This is a genomic window from Salmonella sp. SSDFZ54 (genome assembly GCF_004010735.1).
Taxonomy (GTDB): Bacteria; Pseudomonadota; Gammaproteobacteria; order Enterobacterales; family Enterobacteriaceae; genus Salmonella; species Salmonella enterica.
This window is the reverse complement of sequence record NZ_CP034819.1, coordinates 4,443,423-4,459,843: the sequence shown is the minus strand read 5'-3', so window position 1 is coordinate 4,459,843 and position 16,421 is coordinate 4,443,423. Positions and strand designations below refer to the sequence as shown.

The window sequence follows — 16,421 nt, the reverse complement described above, 5'->3', positions numbered from 1 at the left end:
TTATCCTTTACGATGTCCATAGACGCGGGGGCGCGTGTAGTAGTCGATCAGAGGAACCGTGATATTCGCCAACAGGACAGCAAAAGCAACGCCGTCCGGATAGCCGCCGAAGCTACGAATCAGCCACACTAATACCCCAGCCAGCGCGCCGAAAATTAAACGTCCACGGTTGGTCGTGGAGGCGGTAACCGGATCCGTTAAGATAAAAAATGCGCCCAGCATGGTGGCGCCTGACAGCAGATGAAGCTGCGGCGAGGCCAGCGTAGCGGGCGAGAAAAGCCAGCCTAACGCGGCGCATAGCGCCAGCGTGAGCAGAAAACTGACCGGGATATGCCAGCGGATAGCTTTTTGCCACAGCAGGAATACGCCGCCGACAAGCCAGGCGAGGTTAACCCACTGCCAGCCCACGCCAGCCAGCGCGCCGCTGTATATCGGGTACTGCATGATTTGCTCAACGGAGTGCCCGGCGCGCAAGGACGTTTTAAACGTATCCAGCGGCGTCGCCTGGCTGATACCGTCAATACCGATACGTAGCAGCGTCATATCGCCGCCGCTGGCGGTATGCCCGGTAAAAATCATCCGCAACGTGTCCAGCATATCGGGCGTTGTTGCGGCTATTTCATAAGGCGGCAACCAGCTTGTCATTTGCACCGGAAAGGAAATTAATAGCACCACGTAACCGATCATGGCCGGATTAAAGGGGTTTTGTCCCAGCCCGCCATATAACTGTTTAGCGATAATAATGGCGAATCCGGTTCCCAGCACGACCATCCACCAGGGCGCAAGCGGAGGGATGCTGACCGCCAGCAAAAGCCCCGTCAATAACGCGGAATAATCCTGCAGGTGACTGGCGACCGATTGTTTGCGCAGCCTGAGGACAATGGCTTCTGCGACGAGCGCCGTGATAGCAGCCAGAACGATCTGGAAAAGCGTTCCCCAACCAAAAAACCACGTCTGCGCGGCAATCCCCGGCAGAGCGGCGATTACTACCAGCAACATGATTCGCGATGTCTGGCGCTGGTTATGGGTATAAGGCGAGCTTGCGATTCTGAATACCATTTAATCCTCGTTAACAACCTGCTGCTGTGCTGCTTTTTTTGCCTGAACGCGGGCGATAGCCGCAGCAACCGCGGCTTTACGCGGGTCGGCCGGTTCGGCAGGTTCGCTTCCGGCCTGCTGCTCCTGCTTACGGGCTTTGGCGCGGGCGATGGCCGCTTCCACCGCGGCTTTACGCGGGTCGACCGCTTCGGCAGGTTCGCCTCCGGCCTGCTGCTCCTGCTTGCGGGCTTTGGCGCGGGCGATAGCCGCTTCCACCGCGGCTTTGCGCGGGTCGACCGCTTCGGCAGGTTCGCTTCCGGCCTGCTGCTCCTGTTTGCGGGCTTTGGCGCGGGCGATAGCCGCTTCCACCGCGGCTTTGCGCGGGTCGACCGCTTCGGCAGGTTCGCTTCCGGCCTGCTGCTCCTGTTTGCGGGCTTTGGCGCGGGCGATGGCCGCCTCCACCGCGGCTTTGCGCGGGTCGACCGCTTCGGCAGGTTCGCTTCCGGCCTGCTGCTCCTGTTTGCGGGCTTTGGCGCGGGCGATAGCCGCCTCCACCGCGGCTTTACGCGGATCGCCGCCGGATATCGCGCTGTCAGCCACCGGATGAGCGGCTTGTTTAGCGCGCGCTTGCGCTTTACGCGCTTCACGGGCCGCGATGACGGCGCTATTGTCTGGCAGACTACCCGCCTGAATAACCACTGGTTGCGTGGCCTGCGCCTGTTTCTCTTTTACCCGCGCCAGCGCAGCGGCAATGGCATCCTGATCTTTTACCGCTGGTTGTACTGCTGCGCTCTTGTGACGTGCAAGGCGGGCGGCTTTTTCGCGCTCCAGTCTTGCCTGACGAGCCTCAAAACGTGCTTTGGCTTCGGCGGCGCGTTTTTCTTCAAGCCTGATCGCATTAATCTCCGCTTTTTCCTGACGGAAATATTGGACGAGCGGAATATTACTCGGGCAGACCCAGGCGCAGGCGCCGCATTCTATACAATCAGCAATATGGTGAGCGGTAGCCTTGTCATGCTGCTGCCCTTTGCTGAACCAATAAAGCTGCTGCGGTAAAAGGTCGGCAGGGCAAGCGTCAGCGCAAGCGCTGCAACGAATACAGCTTTTCTCTTCCTGAGGCGCTCCCATTTCAGTCACGGATGGCGCCAGCAGGCAGTTGGTGATTTTTACGACCGGTACGTCAAGCCAGGGAAGGGTGAATCCCATCAACGGGCCGCCCATGATGACCATCTGGTCAGCAGAAGGGCAGAACCCGGCATCGTTAAGCAAATGACGAACGGGAGTGCCGAGCCGCGCCCAGACGTTACCCGGGCGGCTTACCGCTTCACCCGTTAAGGTGACGACGCGTTCTGTGATCGGTTCGCCGTCAATCACGGCGCGTTTAACGGCATACGCCGTACCGACGTTTTGCATCAGCACGCCAATATCAGAGGAGCGCCCGCCGTGGGGAACCTGTTTTCCCGTCAGTATTTGGGTGAGCTGTTTTGCGCCGCCGGAAGGGTATTTGGTTGGGATCACACGTAACGAAATATCGTGGGCGTCAGCCAGTACGGCGCGCAGCATGGAAATAGCCTGCGGTTTGTTATCTTCAATGCCGATTAATACCTCACGCGGTTGCAGAATATGCGCCAGGATGCGAATACCTTCCACAATCTGCGCGGCGCAGTCCTGCATCAAACGATCGTCCGCCGTAATGTAAGGTTCGCACTCTGCGGCATTGATAATAAGCGTGGTGATTTTATCGCCGCCACCCTGCAATTTAACGCCGGTGGGAAACCCTGCACCGCCAAGTCCGGCAACGCCATACTGATGAATGCGTTCAATAAGCGCTTCACGGCTGTGGGCGCGGTAATCAGACCAGCCATCACGCTCAATCCAGCGGTCCTCGCCGTCGGCATCAATGATGACGCTTAACTCCGCCAGCGCCGAAGGATGTGCCGTCGAGTGGGGGGCAATAGCGATAACCGTCCCGGAGGTGGGCGCGTGTACCGGCAGCATTCTCCCACGTCCACGGGTAAGCGCCTGGCCGCGCAGCACGCGATCGCCGACGCTAACGCACAGCTCTCCCTCAGCGCCAATGTGCTGTTTTAAAGGGATAACAAAGCGCGGCGCCAAAGGCACCTGGCGCAGCGGCGTGCCGTTTGACTGGGACTTCATTTCGGGCGGATGAATACCACCGTCGAAATCCCAGATTTTATCTTTTCTGAAAGCGGAAAATAGTTTAAGCATGTTGTTCCACGGGAATGATGCGAACGGGAATGGTGTTCAAATCCCATTTCCAACTGTCGGGCGTCTCATTCACCGGACGTAATTCGATGCAGTGCGTCGGACACGGATCGACGCACAGATTACAGCCAGTACAGAGATCGCTCATGACCGTGTGCATGGCGCGCGTTGCGCCAACGATGGCGTCAACCGGGCAGGCCTGAATGCATTTTGTGCAGCCAATGCAGTTATTTTCATCAATAACTGCCAGCATACGTACTGGCGCAGCCTGCTGTTCTTCACCATCGCATGGTTGCGGCTCTACGTTTAGCAACTCTGCCATTTTCAGCATGACGGCTTCGCCGCCGGGCGCGCAACGATTGATTTTCTCGCCCTGGAGACCCACGGCTTCGGCGTAGGGGCGACAGCCGGGATAGCCGCACTGACCACACTGGCTCTGCGGCAAAATCGCATCGATTTTTTCAACAACCGGATCATCTTCAACCGCGAATCGGCGGGAGGCATAACCCAGAATGGCGCCGAACACCAGGCCCAGAAGGGTCAGGGCGCCAACGGCAATCCAGATAGTATTCATTACAACTTCACCAAACCACTAAAGCCCATAAAGGCCAAAGACATTAACCCTGCGGTAATCAATGCTATCGCGTTACCACGAAAAGGGGCGGGCACATCCGCCACGGCAAGGCGTTCGCGGATGGCGGCAAACAGAACCATCACTAATGAAAAACCGACGGCGGCGGAAAATCCGTACAGCGCCGACTGAAGAAAGTGATGACCGAGATTAATATTCAGTAACGCTACGCCCAGAACCGCACAGTTAGTGGTAATCAGTGGTAAGAAGATGCCTAACAAGCGGTATAACGCCGGGCTGGTTTTCCGTACAACCATTTCGGTAAATTGCACGACCACAGCAATGACGAGGATAAAGGCCAGCGTCCGCAGATAAATCAGATCCAGCGGAATAAGTATCCAGGTGTCGATAAGCCAGGCGCATATCGACGCCAGCGTCATGACAAAGGTCGTCGCGAGGCCCATCCCCATGGCGGTTTCCAGTTTTTTGGATACGCCCATAAAGGGACAAAGGCCCAGGAATTTGACCAGTACAAAGTTATTGACCAGTACAGTTCCGACAAAGAGCAGCAGGTAATCAGTCATGTTTCGGCCTGAAATAAAAAAGCCGCCTATTATCTGTTAAACTACCACAGGCGACAACAGGTTAACTGTAGGGTTATTACGGATTAACAAACGTTGCTTTAACGCGCGCTGAACGTTTGAGATAAGGCACAATGAGCGCCGTCGCCAACAGTGGGAAGAGTAACTGACGCACGGCAAAGGCATCTGAGACGGGCGAAAAGGCAAATGCTTTAACCGCCAGTAACACCGACACCAGCAGCCAGATAATGTAATGCTTCGGCACGCAGCGTCTGCGTTTGAAGAATGCGATTGTCAACCACAGGGTATAGTACCACATGGCGATAGCGGTAATAAATGAAATGCCCCATAGCAGTAAATTACCGGTTTCCTGTCCGCTAAGCGTCTTGAACGTTTGCGGTGTGGCAAGCGCCATAACGTAGAGTAATAACGCCAGCGAGGCGCTCAACAACGCGACTAACAGCCAGGCTAACGGGCCAAGAAGCCAGCCTCCAATTCGTTGTGGCGGTGTTGTAGTCATATCTTCTCCGGGGTTACGCGCATTAACGGCCATGCCGCTCATTTTGGGGCAAATATTATAAGGTTTTTGATGTTAAACGCTACTTTCTTTATTGCACATAGCGCCAGACGGATTGCGGAACCTGACCTACATCAAACAGGCGTCCTCCGGAAACCAGTTCGGCACGGCGGTGATCTGCAGCGCGATACATATTAACAATGTCCATGTCATCAGTAAGGGTATAGTTAAGGTGGTCGAACAGTTTTTCCAGACTTTCGAGCGAACTAATTTTGCGGAATTTTAATAGATAATCCTGAACAGTCATATAAAGTTGATCCATATTAAATATAATGCCAACGGAGTAGTCACTGATAAAAAATAAACAAAACCGCACCAGTGAGAGGTCAGGGTGCAGGTAAAAAGGGAATATTCTTACCGGTAAAGAGTCAGGCGCCACATGGCGCCTGGGGCGAAAGGTTAACGCGCTTTCCTACAACAGGCAATAAACGTCAGACCAGATAGGACATATTTCGTTTTTTTTGCCGGTTTTTGACTTTTCTTTGTACCCCCCGGGGCGCCGCTTACCGTACCACGCGAAAATGCCTTTACATTATCTGACGCTTACTTCTTCTGGACGGAAGCCGTGGGCTCTGGTGGTTGGTAATTGTCAATATGGTTGGCAATACCTAAAAGAATGACTGAGATAACGAGAACTATCCACCCAGTTAATTCAATAAGACGATTCATTATTGACGACATTTGCTTTGATTTATCCATAAACACAGGGGGTAAATGTTACTTTCCTGGCGAACGGTCGGCAAGAGGGAGGGAAACGTTTTCAGCCTCTGTTCTGTAACAAGTTAATCATTTGATGCTACGTTGATGGTCAGGACGCTATTGCGGCTAATCGCACGATGGTGTGGAATAGCGATATCTAAAACCGGAGGCAGTGAGATGAATGACAAAATCCGCGTTGGGTTAATCGGTTATGGCTACGCCAGTAAAACCTTTCATGCGCCCTTAATTATGGGAACGCCAGGGCTAGAGCTTGCGGCGGTATCCAGCAGCGATGAAACAAAAGTGAAAGCAGACTGGCCGGCGGTTTCCGTGGTCTCTGAGCCCCGACATTTATTTAACGATCCGCATATCGACCTGATCGTGATCCCGACGCCCAACGATACCCATTTCCCGCTGGCGAAAGCTGCGCTGGAAGCCGGTAAGCATGTGGTGGTTGATAAACCCTTTACCGTGACACTGTCACAGGCGCGAGAATTGGATGCGCTTGCGCGGAGCACTGGTCGGGTACTTTCCGTCTTCCACAACCGACGCTGGGACAGCGATTTTTTGACGCTGAAGGCCTTGCTGGCGGATGGCGTGCTCGGCGAGGTGTCCTTGTTTGAATCCCACTTTGATCGTTTCCGTCCCCAGGTGCGCGACCGCTGGCGCGAGCAAGGCGGGCCAGGAAGTGGTATCTGGTACGATCTGGCACCGCACTTGTTGGATCAGGCCATTCAACTTTTTGGCCTGCCGGTCAGCATGACGGTGGATTTAGCGCAACTGCGTCCGGGCGCGCAATCTACAGATTATTTCCACGCGATTTTATCCTACCCCCAGCGCCGCGTGATTTTGCACGGTACGATGCTGGCCGCGGCGGAATCCGCGCGATACATCGTTCATGGTTCGCGCGGTAGCTATGTAAAATATGGCCTCGATCCTCAGGAAGAACGGTTAAAAAACGGCGAGCGTTTACCGCAGGAAGACTGGGGATACGACATGCGTGACGGCGTATTGACCCTGGTTGAGGGAGAGACGCGCAAAGAAGAGAACTGGCTTACGTTGCCGGGTAACTATCCGGCATATTATGCCGCCATCCGCGATGCGTTAAACGGTAACGGTGAAAATCCCGTGCCGGCAAGTCAGGCGATTCAAATTATGGAGTTGATTGAACTGGGCATGGAATCGGCAAAACATCGCGCGACGCTGTGTCTTGCCTGAGATGTCGCATTTCTCCGCCTAGGATAGCATTAAACCGCAGGCGGAGAGAGGGCGTTAGCATCAATAAAGCAATTTTACGCCGCGGCCACTTTTTCGCGCAGCGCACGTTTTTCGCCATCGCTCAGAAAGGCGATTTCCAGACCGTTAATCTGCGCCTGGCGAATCTGTTCGCGGCTCAATCCTGCCGCTGGCGCGGCGACGTGATATTCATGGATAATATCTACGCCCTGAACAGCCGGATCGTCCGTATTAAGACTGGCGAGAACGCCATGCTCAAGGAAGGTTTTGAGCGGATGATCTGCCAGCGATGCGACGGTACTGGTCTGAATATTCGAGGTCAGACAGGATTCAATACCGATACGCTGCTGTGCAAGAAAATCCATTAACGCGCGATCTTCGACAGCTTTTACGCCATGTCCGATACGTTCGGCCCCCAGTTCGCGAATCGCCTGCCAGATACTTTCCGGCCCTGCGGCTTCGCCAGCGTGAACGGTAATATGCCAGCCCGCATCGCGCGCCCGATTAAAGTGTGACAAAAACAGACTGCCGGGAAAGCCCAGCTCATCACCGGCTAAATCCAGCGCGGTGATTTTCTCTCTGTGCGCCAGCAGCGCATCAAGCTCCTGTAAACATGCCGCCTCGCCGAAGGTACGGCTCATAATGCCAATGAGTCGTGCCTCGACGCCAAACGTGTTACAGCCGTCGCGTACACCGTCGATAACGGCTTCAACCACGCCTGCGATCGGTAACTGATGCGCCATCGCCATATAGCCGGGCGAAAAGCGAAGCTCGACGTAATGCAGGCCGTTACGTGCGGCATCTTCAATATTTTCAAAGGCCACACGGCGGCAGGCGTCAAGCGATGCCAGGACTTTTACCCCCCAATCGAGCTTAGTGAGAAAGCTTACTAAATCAGGTTCGGTTGAGGTGACCTGTACATGCGGAATCAGCGTTTCCAGCGTTTGGGCGGGAAGGGCGATGTTGAACTGCCGACCAAGATCCAGAATTGTTTGGGCGCGAATGTTGCCATCAAGGTGGCGGTGGATGTCAGTCAAAGGAAGCGTAATATCAATCATGGGCGCACTCAATTTTTAATAAAAGTGCGCACCATTATACTACAGATCGATAATGCTCTGGAAATTTTGCAAAAACGGAGTCATTACGTTGCAACTTCGCGAGAGCGCGGGAGAAATTTTGTATCATTCTCTTTAACGCGCCCCCGGTCAGCTCACGGGGGCCGTCTCTGTTATCGCCTCTCAGGATAAAGGGGCAACCCCCCGCCTGTAGACAGTATCAGTGAACGGTGCGGATAGCGTTAATCAATCCGTTGACGCCTTTTTCAAGTTTCAGGCGAGGGCATCCGGCATTCAGACGCACAAATCCCCGGCCTTCTGCGCCATAGGTATCGCCGGGCATAATGGCGACTTTCTCCTGATGAATGAGCGTGTGCTGTAATTTTTGATCGTCAATGCCGAGTGGACGGAGATCAATCCATGCCAGATAGGTCGATGGCGGCGCTTGCCAGTTCAACGTCGGAAAGGCGCCATTCAGCGCCTGCTCAATATAGCGCATATTAGCCGCCAGCGAGGCGCGTAACGCATCCAGCCACGGCGCGCCGTGCTGATACGCGGCAATATGCGCCGTGAGCGAGAGCACCGCTGGCGAAGAAGAGCGCAGGCCGACGCACAAGGAATTCCGGTGGTGTTTGCGTCACGCGCCAGCTATCTTGATGATGCGGATACCGTTCGGCCTGACAACATGCAGGCGGCGCAACTCCTGACGGAGTACCTTATTCGTCAGGGCCATCAGCGCATCGCCTGGCTGGGAGGACAAAGCGCATCTTTAACCCGTGCGGAGCGCGTGGGCGGCTATTGCGCGACGTTGTTAAAATACGGTCTACCGTTTCACAGCGAGTGGGTCGTGGAATGCGCTTCCAGTCAGAAGCAGGCAGCAGAAAGCATTACCGCGCTGTTGCGATACAATCCGACCATTAGCGCTGTCGTTTGTTACAACGAAACCATTGCGATGGGGGCGTGGTTTGGCCTACTGAGAGCCGGACGACAGAGTGGCGAGAGCGGTGTCGATCGTTATTTCGAGCAGCAGGTGTCGCTGGCGGCGTTTGCTGATGTGGCGGAGAACGCCCTCGACGACCTGCCGATTATCTGGGCCAGTACGCCGGCGCGAGAAATAGGCTATACCCTGGCCGAACGAATATTGCAGCGTATTGCTCACGACGAGCACCATGTGCGGAGTCAAACGATAGCCGCTCGCCTGGTAACGCAAAAGTAGAGGCTGCGCGTCGTTCGGCGCAGGCCGGGTGCAGCGTCGCGACACCCGGCAAGGCGATTATTGTTGAGGCAGCGCCGGAACGTCCGGTACGGAAAGCGCTGGCATCCCAAACAGGCCGACAAAGTCTTCCAACGGCATTTTTTGTCCGTTGAGCGTGATCTGGCCATTGGCGTACTGCAAACTGGAGGCGATAGTATTATCCTTCAGCGTTGTCAGTCGGAACATCTGACCCATTGCGGACAGCCCCTGCACCTGCTGTTTTGCCAGTTTTTCCGCATCATCCTGCTGATAGCCTTCCAGTTTTGCTATCTGCGTCATAAACTCGACCGCCATGTCCATCGGAATTGCCAGTTTCGCATCCAGCGATTTCACGGAGCGGTCGACTTCCTGCGCCAGCGTTTGCGGTTGTGCCGTTGTGGTTGCCGGATCTTTGAGGAACAGCGACAGATTCAGCGTGGTTTCCCCTTTGGCGTTTTTCCAGCTAAGCGGCGCCAGAGTCAGTACCGGATCGCCTTTTAACAGCACGGGGAGAGCGCTAAAGAACGCTTCAGTGACTTTTTGCTGATAAAGCTCAGGATTCTGCGCCACGTCCGGCTGATTCAACAGCGCCTGCGTTTGCGCATGATATTGCTGACTAAACTGGTGCCAGGCTTCGCCGTCGATTTGACCGACTTTCAGCGTTAATTTACCGCTGCCTAAATCCTGATTCTGCACTTTCAGGCTGTTAAGCGAGTAATCCAACTGGCTGTTAATGGTTTTTCCGTCGTTGACGAGATCGGACTTGCCGGCAATTTCCATCCCTTCCAGCACCGCCATCTCTTTACCCTCAATGGCGATGGACAGTTTATCCAGCGTTAACTTTTGGTCGCCTACACGCTCGCCAAAGCTTGCCAGTTTACTGGTACCGTCGGTTTTCAAATTATTAAAGGTGAGTTGGACCTTCTGATTATATTCGTTAACGGCATCGACCAGGCCGCTCTGCGCTTCGCCTGACAGCGAAACCACATTACCGTCTTTATCGGCGTTAAGCTGGAACTCGCCGCCGCTAAAGGCGACCTTTTCACCGGCATTCTCGTAGTTTAACGGCTTGAGAGAGATATCGGAGCGGGTATCGCCGCCATAACCAATGCGGGTATTGATAACAAAGGGCGTGTCGCCTTTCGCGATATCAAAGAGGGGTTTTGCCGCATCGTTATTCACCAGGGTGGTTTTTACCGACGCCATAGAAGGGATCAGATTGAGCGTTTTGAGCTGGGCGAGCGGGAAGGGGCCATGTGAAACGGACTCGTCCAGCACAATGCTTTGCCCGGGTTTCAACCAGGTAGTGTCTGCGCCGGCAACCGGTTTGACAACCAGTTGCAGATGGCTACTGAACACGCCACGCTGGTAGTTTTGATAACTTAATTCGACACCGGCCTCCGGCGCAGTACGCTTGAGCTGTTCATTGGCCTGAGTCACCATTTCTGCAAGATGGTTCTCCAGCTTTTTCCCCGTATACCAGGCACCGCCTGTCCAGACGATGCCAAGTGCAATCACTACACCTGCAGCTACCAGTGTTTTTTTCATATCAATTGTCCATAAAAATGAAACCAGGCGGATTAAACCGCCTGGAGGAGTTTTACGTCTGTTATAAGCTTAGCAAGAGTTGTTAAAAAATTCAGTACGTTGCTACAGCTTGTTATAAACACGCGCTAAACGGCCCGTGCCGCTGGCGTTAACCGGAGATTCATCCGCGCCGATAAAGGCCGACTCGCCCGGCTTCAGTACCAGACGCTGTTCATCTTTACGTAACACCGCCTCACCCTCAACGCAGAACAGAATCGCGGCGCTGTGTTGGCCGATGCTCGTCTCCTGAAGCGCCAGGTCGTGCAGTGAAAAAGCAAAATCGTCAACCGGAATTGGGAAGTCCAGCTCCGCGCCGCTTTTTACCGGGGCAGTCAGCAACTCGCCGGCAGGCTTAGGTTCGAACTTCACGTTCGCGACCAGCTCAGGGATGTCGATATATTTTGGCGTAAGGCCAGCGCGCAGAACGTTATCGGAGTTTGCCATGACTTCCAGCGCAACGCCCTGCAGATAAGCATGAGGCGTTTCGGCAAACAGGAACATCGCCTCGCCGGGATTCAGTTTGACCACATTCAGCAACAAAGGAGAGAAAAGCCCGCTGTCGTCAGGATAATACTCTGAAATCACGCGGATCGTTTGCCACGGTTCGCCTTGCTGGCTGTTAAGCGCCGCTTTGAGTACGGCTAACGCGCGGGATTTTTCTTCGCCTTGCATATTCAACAGGCTGGCGAAAAGCTGGCTCAGACGTTCAGCGTTCGGCGCCTGCAAAAAGTGGGCGATAGCGGAATGCGCGCCGGCGACAGGTTGTAGTAAAGAGACAATGTCAGAAAATTCGCGGAACGCGTTCATCGCCAGGAAAGGCGTCAGGGCAAAAACCAGCTCTGGTTTATGGTTAGGATCTTTATAGTTCCGCTCTGCGGCATCCATGGGGATACCCGCCGCATTTTCTTTCGCGAAACCGATTTCGGAATTGCGCTTATTCGGGTGCACCTGAATAGAGAGCGGCTGCGCGGCGCACAGTACTTTAAACAGAAACGGCAGTTCGCCGAAACGGTTGGCTACCGCTTCGCCCAGCATGGCGGTTTTATTCTTTTCGATGGCGTCACGCAGGGAGACGGTTTCGCCGTTGGCGGTGGTGATTCGCGAGCTGCTTTTGGGATGCGCGCCCATCCAGAGTTCAGCCATTGGCTGCTGCTGCGGATTGGCGATGCCATAAAGTTCCGTTAACGCAGTTTTACTTCCCCAGGCATAGTTTTGCACTGAGTTAATGAGTTTTTGCATTATCAAGCCCTGTTTCAATGTGGAGATCAATGGGAGGTATTAAACCAAGAAACCCGCATGAAGTAACCTCCGCGCGTAAAAAGTCGTACTTGTCTCAGTTTTTGTTAAAAAATTGTGTAGGATAGTGTTACTCGCTTTGAGTCGGGCAATGGAACACCTGCCCAGAGAATAACCATACCGAGCGGTAAGTGAGAGCACAATGTCAAACAAACCCTTCTTTTATCAAGACCCTTTTCCCCTCAAAAAGGACGATACCGAGTACTACTTGTTGACCAGCGAACATGTTTCCGTCGCCGAATTCGAAGGACAAGAGATCCTGAAAGTCGCGCCGGAAGCGCTAACGTTGTTGGCGCGTCAGGCCTTCCACGACGCGTCTTTTATGTTACGTCCCGCGCATCAGCAGCAGGTGGCGGATATTCTGCGCGATCCGCAGGCCAGTGAAAACGACAAATATGTCGCGCTGCAATTCCTGCGAAACTCCGATATCGCGGCCAAGGGCGTGTTGCCCACCTGCCAGGATACCGGTACGGCCATTATTGTCGGCAAAAAAGGCCAACGCGTCTGGACTGGCGGAGGTGATGAAGCGGCGCTGGCTCGTGGCGTATATAACACCTATATCGAAGATAACCTGCGCTATTCGCAGAACGCGGCGCTGGATATGTACAAAGAGGTCAATACCGGTACTAACCTGCCGGCGCAGATCGATCTCTACAGCGTCGATGGCGATGAATATAAATTCCTCTGTATCGCTAAAGGCGGCGGTTCGGCGAATAAAACCTACCTCTATCAGGAGACAAAAGCGCTTCTGACGCCGGGTAAGCTCAAAAATTATCTCGTTGATAAGATGCGTACGCTGGGCACCGCCGCCTGTCCGCCGTATCACATCGCGTTTGTCATTGGCGGCACCTCGGCGGAAGCGAACCTGAAGACCGTTAAGCTGGCCTCGGCAAAATACTATGATGCGCTACCGACCGAAGGCAATGAACACGGGCAGGCCTTCCGCGATATTGAGCTGGAAAAAGAATTGTTGCTTGAGGCGCAAAATCTTGGCTTGGGCGCGCAGTTCGGCGGCAAATATTTCGCTCACGATATTCGTGTCATCAGATTGCCGCGTCACGGGGCATCGTGTCCGGTAGGTATGGGCGTATCCTGCTCCGCGGATCGAAACATTAAAGCGAAGATCAACCGGGAAGGGATCTGGATCGAGAAGCTGGAGCGCAATCCCGGTAAATATATTCCAGAGGCGCTGCGCCAGGCGGGAGAGGGCGAGGCGGTGCGCGTTGATCTTAACCGTCCCATGAGCGAGATACTGCAACAACTGTCGCAGTATCCGGTATCAACGCGCCTGTCGCTGAACGGCACGATTATTGTGGGCCGCGACATCGCGCACGCTAAACTGAAAGAACGGATGGACAGAGGCGAAGGTTTGCCGCAGTACATCAAAGATCATCCTATCTATTATGCGGGGCCGGCAAAAACGCCGGAAGGGTATGCCTCCGGGTCGCTTGGGCCGACTACCGCAGGACGAATGGACTCTTATGTTGATCAGCTCCAGTCGCAGGGCGGCAGTATGATCATGCTGGCGAAAGGCAACCGCAGCCAGCAGGTGACCGATGCCTGTAAGAAACATGGCGGCTTCTACCTGGGCAGTATCGGCGGCCCGGCAGCCGTTCTGGCGCAGGGTAGTATCAAGCGCCTGGAGTGCGTGGAATATCCTGAACTGGGTATGGAGGCTATCTGGAAAATTGAAGTGGAGGATTTTCCGGCCTTTATTCTGGTGGATGATAAAGGCAACGATTTCTTCCAGCAGATTCAGTCATCGCAGTGCGCACGCTGCGTTAAGTAATGTCGCCGCCCTGCGGGGCGGTAACATGATTCGCTATTTTGCCGGAGAACGGCGCAAGCGCCTTATCCGGTCTACACCGTTGTGTTGTTATCGTTAATACTCATAAGACCGCAAACATGTGAGCAATGTCGACACATGATCTCATCAACTTGAGTAAGGAGCAGGTAATGGTAACGGTACGCCGCGAGAAAGATTCAATGGGCGCGATTGAAGTCCCGGCAGATAAACTGTGGGGGGCGCAGACTCAACGTTCGCTGGAGCATTTTCGGATTTCCACGGAGAAAATGCCCGTCTCGCTCATTCACGCTCTGGCGTTGACCAAGCGCGCCGCTGCGAAGGTAAACCAGGACTTAGGGTTGTTGGCGGCGGAAAAAGCCAGCGCGATTATCCAGGCGGCTGATGAAGTGCTGGCGGGAAAACATGCTGATGAGTTTCCGCTGGCGATTTGGCAGACCGGGTCCGGTACGCAAAGCAACATGAATATGAATGAGGTGTTAGCGAACCGCGCCAGTGAAATTTTGGGCGGCGTTCGCGGTATGGAGCGCAAGGTGCATCCCAATGATGACGTCAATAAGAGTCAAAGCTCAAACGATGTGTTCCCAACCGCCATGCACGTGGCGGCGTTACTGGCGTTACGCGAACACCTCATCCCGCAATTATCCGCATTAACGGATACGCTTCGCGATAAATCCCACGCTTTCGCCGATATTGTCAAAATTGGCCGTACTCACCTGCAGGACGCGACGCCGCTCACCTTAGGCCAGGAGATTTCCGGTTGGGTAGCCATGCTGGAACATAACCTCAGGCACATTGAGCACAGTTTACCGCACGTCGCGGAACTGGCGCTCGGCGGAACCGCAGTAGGGACAGGGCTTAATACCCACCCGGAATATGCCCGGCGCGTGGCCGAGGAACTGGCGACGATTACCGCAGCGCCGTTTGTTACCGCCCCGAATAAATTCGAAGCGCTGGCGACCTGTGACGCGTTGGTACAGGCACATGGCGCATTAAAAGGACTGGCGGCCTCGCTGATGAAAATCGCCAACGATGTTCGCTGGCTGGCGTCCGGCCCGCGCTGCGGCATTGGCGAGATTGCTATCCCGGAGAATGAGCCAGGCAGTTCCATTATGCCTGGTAAAGTGAACCCGACCCAGTGTGAAGCGGTAACGATGCTATGTTGCCAGGTGATGGGTAATGATGTGGCCATCAATATGGGGGGCGCATCGGGCAACTTTGAGCTCAACGTCTATCGTCCGATGGTTATTCATAATTTTCTGCAAACGGTGCGCCTGCTGGCCGATGGCATGGCGAGTTTCAATCAACACTGTGCGTCAGGAATCGAGCCAAACCGCGAGCGTATTACGCAGTTGCTGAATGAGTCGCTGATGCTGGTCACTGCGCTCAATACGCACATCGGTTACGATAAAGCGGCGGAGATTGCGAAGAAGGCGCATAAAGAAGGGCTGACGCTCAAAGCCTCAGCCGTGGCATTAGGATACCTTAGCGACGAGGAGTTCGACGCCTGGGTACGTCCGGAGTTGATGGTTGGCAGTATGACGCCGGGACGTTAATCCGCCACATACAGGTGCAGTCGCGGAATAATCAGTCGCAGCGGCTGCGCCTGTGGTTTAAAACGGTGCTGAATATTATCGGCGTCATAGTTTTCCAGCCCGCCAATATCCGGCACGCCAGCGCCGTTGTCCGTGTTGATTAATGCGATAATCGGCGTGGGGCAGGCGTGTTGCACCTGTTTCTGCTGGCCTTTATACCAGATGCGGGCGATCGGCTGTACTTTAACCGGACGCTTAATCTTGAGTCGGGCCTGCTGCGGTAAGGCAGCGATATCCTGATATTCCCGTTCCAGCTTGAATTGCCATTGTTCGCGCGTCCACGGCGGGACGCTGCGCGGCGACGCGAGGCTTTTTTTCAACTGGCTCAGAACCTCATCCCGGCTTAAATTTTTAATAATATGTTTATTTGCCCAGCCGAAACGTATGGTAGCGGGGTTATTGATAAGCGTCAGCGTGCGGTAAGCGTTCAGCGTAATTAAGCCGGGTAGATGCCGATGCACCCACTCAAAACGTGCCGCTGAGGGAAGACCGGACTCTACCGTAACCATCTGCTCGAAGGTGGTTTTCAACTGGTTAATGCGCTGTACCTGATTTTCCAGATCTAGCTGTGTCGCATTATCCACTTGATAGCATAAAACGCCAGGCAGGCGGACGGCGGCTTTACTGCTGCGGTTTTCGGACTGCTGTTGAATAAACAAATGGCGATAGTGACGTAGCGCCAGCGTTTCGGCCTCTTTCCCCAGATGTTGCGTTACCTCTATAGTATCCAGCGGCGCATGTTCCGCCTCTTTGGTCACCTGCGGCAGTGAAAAGACACGGGCGATAAGTAGCGAATGCTGCTGTAGATTATCCGTCAGCGCCGCCAGGTGTTGTTCTATCTGGCGAAAAGTGCCATTCAGGCGTTCAACGAGATCGTAGCGGGACATGGTATCATTCATTTTAGTTACAACATACTATCTGT

The 16,421-nt window shown here is 54.3% G+C and carries 14 protein-coding genes and 2 pseudogenes; 4 read left to right on the top strand and 12 right to left on the bottom strand.

The features are described from left to right. The 7 genes from rsxD to blr form a co-directional block, all read right to left on the bottom strand. Entirely contained in the window at positions 1-1,059 is a 1,059-nt protein-coding gene (rsxD, locus tag EOS97_RS22125; RefSeq protein ID WP_000231963.1) for an electron transport complex subunit RsxD, read from the bottom strand. After that, positions 1,060-3,267, bottom strand: a complete 2,208-nt coding sequence (gene rsxC / locus EOS97_RS22120) for an electron transport complex subunit RsxC (RefSeq protein ID WP_039521429.1) — start codon at positions 3,265-3,267, stop codon at positions 1,060-1,062. Beyond that, positions 3,260-3,838: an electron transport complex subunit RsxB gene (rsxB, locus tag EOS97_RS22115; protein ID WP_001092600.1), complete on the bottom strand. Its 579-nt coding sequence runs from the start codon at positions 3,836-3,838 to the stop codon at positions 3,260-3,262. The genes rsxC and rsxB overlap by 8 nt, the downstream gene beginning before the upstream one ends. Next, positions 3,838-4,419, bottom strand: a complete 582-nt coding sequence (rsxA, locus tag EOS97_RS22110) for an electron transport complex subunit RsxA (protein WP_000133179.1) — start codon at positions 4,417-4,419, stop codon at positions 3,838-3,840. Before rsxA ends, rsxB begins: the two co-directional genes overlap by 1 nt. 76 nt (positions 4,420-4,495) lie before the next feature. Beyond that, a complete protein-coding gene (locus EOS97_RS22105; RefSeq protein WP_127836198.1) occupies positions 4,496-4,936 on the bottom strand; it encodes a DUF2569 domain-containing protein in 441 nt (146 codons plus the stop codon). Positions 4,937-5,024: 88 nt separating this feature from the next. After that, entirely contained in the window at positions 5,025-5,240 is a 216-nt protein-coding gene (ydgT, locus tag EOS97_RS22100; RefSeq protein WP_000217946.1) for a transcription modulator YdgT, read from the bottom strand. A gap of 296 nt (positions 5,241-5,536) precedes the next feature. Then, positions 5,537-5,662 (bottom strand): division septum protein Blr, encoded by a 126-nt coding sequence (gene blr, locus EOS97_RS22095; protein WP_001708800.1) that lies wholly within the window; start codon positions 5,660-5,662, stop codon positions 5,537-5,539. A gap of 207 nt (positions 5,663-5,869) precedes the next feature. On the opposite strand from blr, the gene EOS97_RS22090 reads away from it, so the two are divergent. Beyond that, entirely contained in the window at positions 5,870-6,910 is a 1,041-nt protein-coding gene (locus EOS97_RS22090; RefSeq protein ID WP_000998242.1) for an oxidoreductase, read from the top strand. A gap of 74 nt (positions 6,911-6,984) precedes the next feature. On the opposite strand, the gene add is transcribed toward EOS97_RS22090, so the two are convergent. Both add and EOS97_RS22080 read right to left on the bottom strand, forming a co-directional pair. After that, a complete protein-coding gene (gene add / locus EOS97_RS22085; RefSeq protein ID WP_000565565.1) occupies positions 6,985-7,986 on the bottom strand; it encodes an adenosine deaminase in 1,002 nt (333 codons plus the stop codon). 217 nt (positions 7,987-8,203) lie between these two features. Then, positions 8,204-8,578 (bottom strand): annotated as a pseudogene (locus EOS97_RS22080) (aminotransferase class I/II-fold pyridoxal phosphate-dependent enzyme); the annotation flags it as partial. A 9-nt stretch (positions 8,579-8,587) separates the two neighbouring features. Here EOS97_RS22080 and malI point away from each other — a divergent pair. Further along, positions 8,588-9,199 (top strand): annotated as a pseudogene (gene malI, locus EOS97_RS22075) (Mal regulon transcriptional regulator MalI); the annotation flags it as partial. A 57-nt stretch (positions 9,200-9,256) separates the two neighbouring features. Here the strand turns inward: malI and EOS97_RS22070 are convergent. After that, positions 9,257-10,765 carry a YdgA family protein gene (locus EOS97_RS22070; RefSeq protein WP_000753334.1) on the bottom strand — a complete coding sequence of 503 codons (1,509 nt, stop codon included), beginning with the start codon at positions 10,763-10,765 and terminating at the stop codon, positions 9,257-9,259. A 102-nt stretch (positions 10,766-10,867) separates the two neighbouring features. Then, complete coding sequence (gene manA / locus EOS97_RS22065) at positions 10,868-12,043, bottom strand: mannose-6-phosphate isomerase (protein ID WP_001170622.1); 1,176 nt, start codon at positions 12,041-12,043, stop codon at positions 10,868-10,870. Positions 12,044-12,242: 199 nt separating this feature from the next. Here manA and fumB point away from each other — a divergent pair, with 199 nt between their 5' ends. Next, positions 12,243-13,889: a class I fumarate hydratase gene (fumB, locus tag EOS97_RS22060; RefSeq protein WP_000066609.1), complete on the top strand. Its 1,647-nt coding sequence runs from the start codon at positions 12,243-12,245 to the stop codon at positions 13,887-13,889. Positions 13,890-14,056: 167 nt separating this feature from the next. Further along, entirely contained in the window at positions 14,057-15,460 is a 1,404-nt protein-coding gene (gene fumC, locus EOS97_RS22055) for a class II fumarate hydratase (protein ID WP_000259117.1), read from the top strand. On the opposite strand, the gene tus is transcribed toward fumC, so the two are convergent. Then, entirely contained in the window at positions 15,457-16,386 is a 930-nt protein-coding gene (tus, locus tag EOS97_RS22050) for a DNA replication terminus site-binding protein (RefSeq protein ID WP_000092497.1), read from the bottom strand. The genes fumC and tus overlap by 4 nt on opposite strands. Positions 16,387-16,421: the final 35 nt, after the last annotated feature.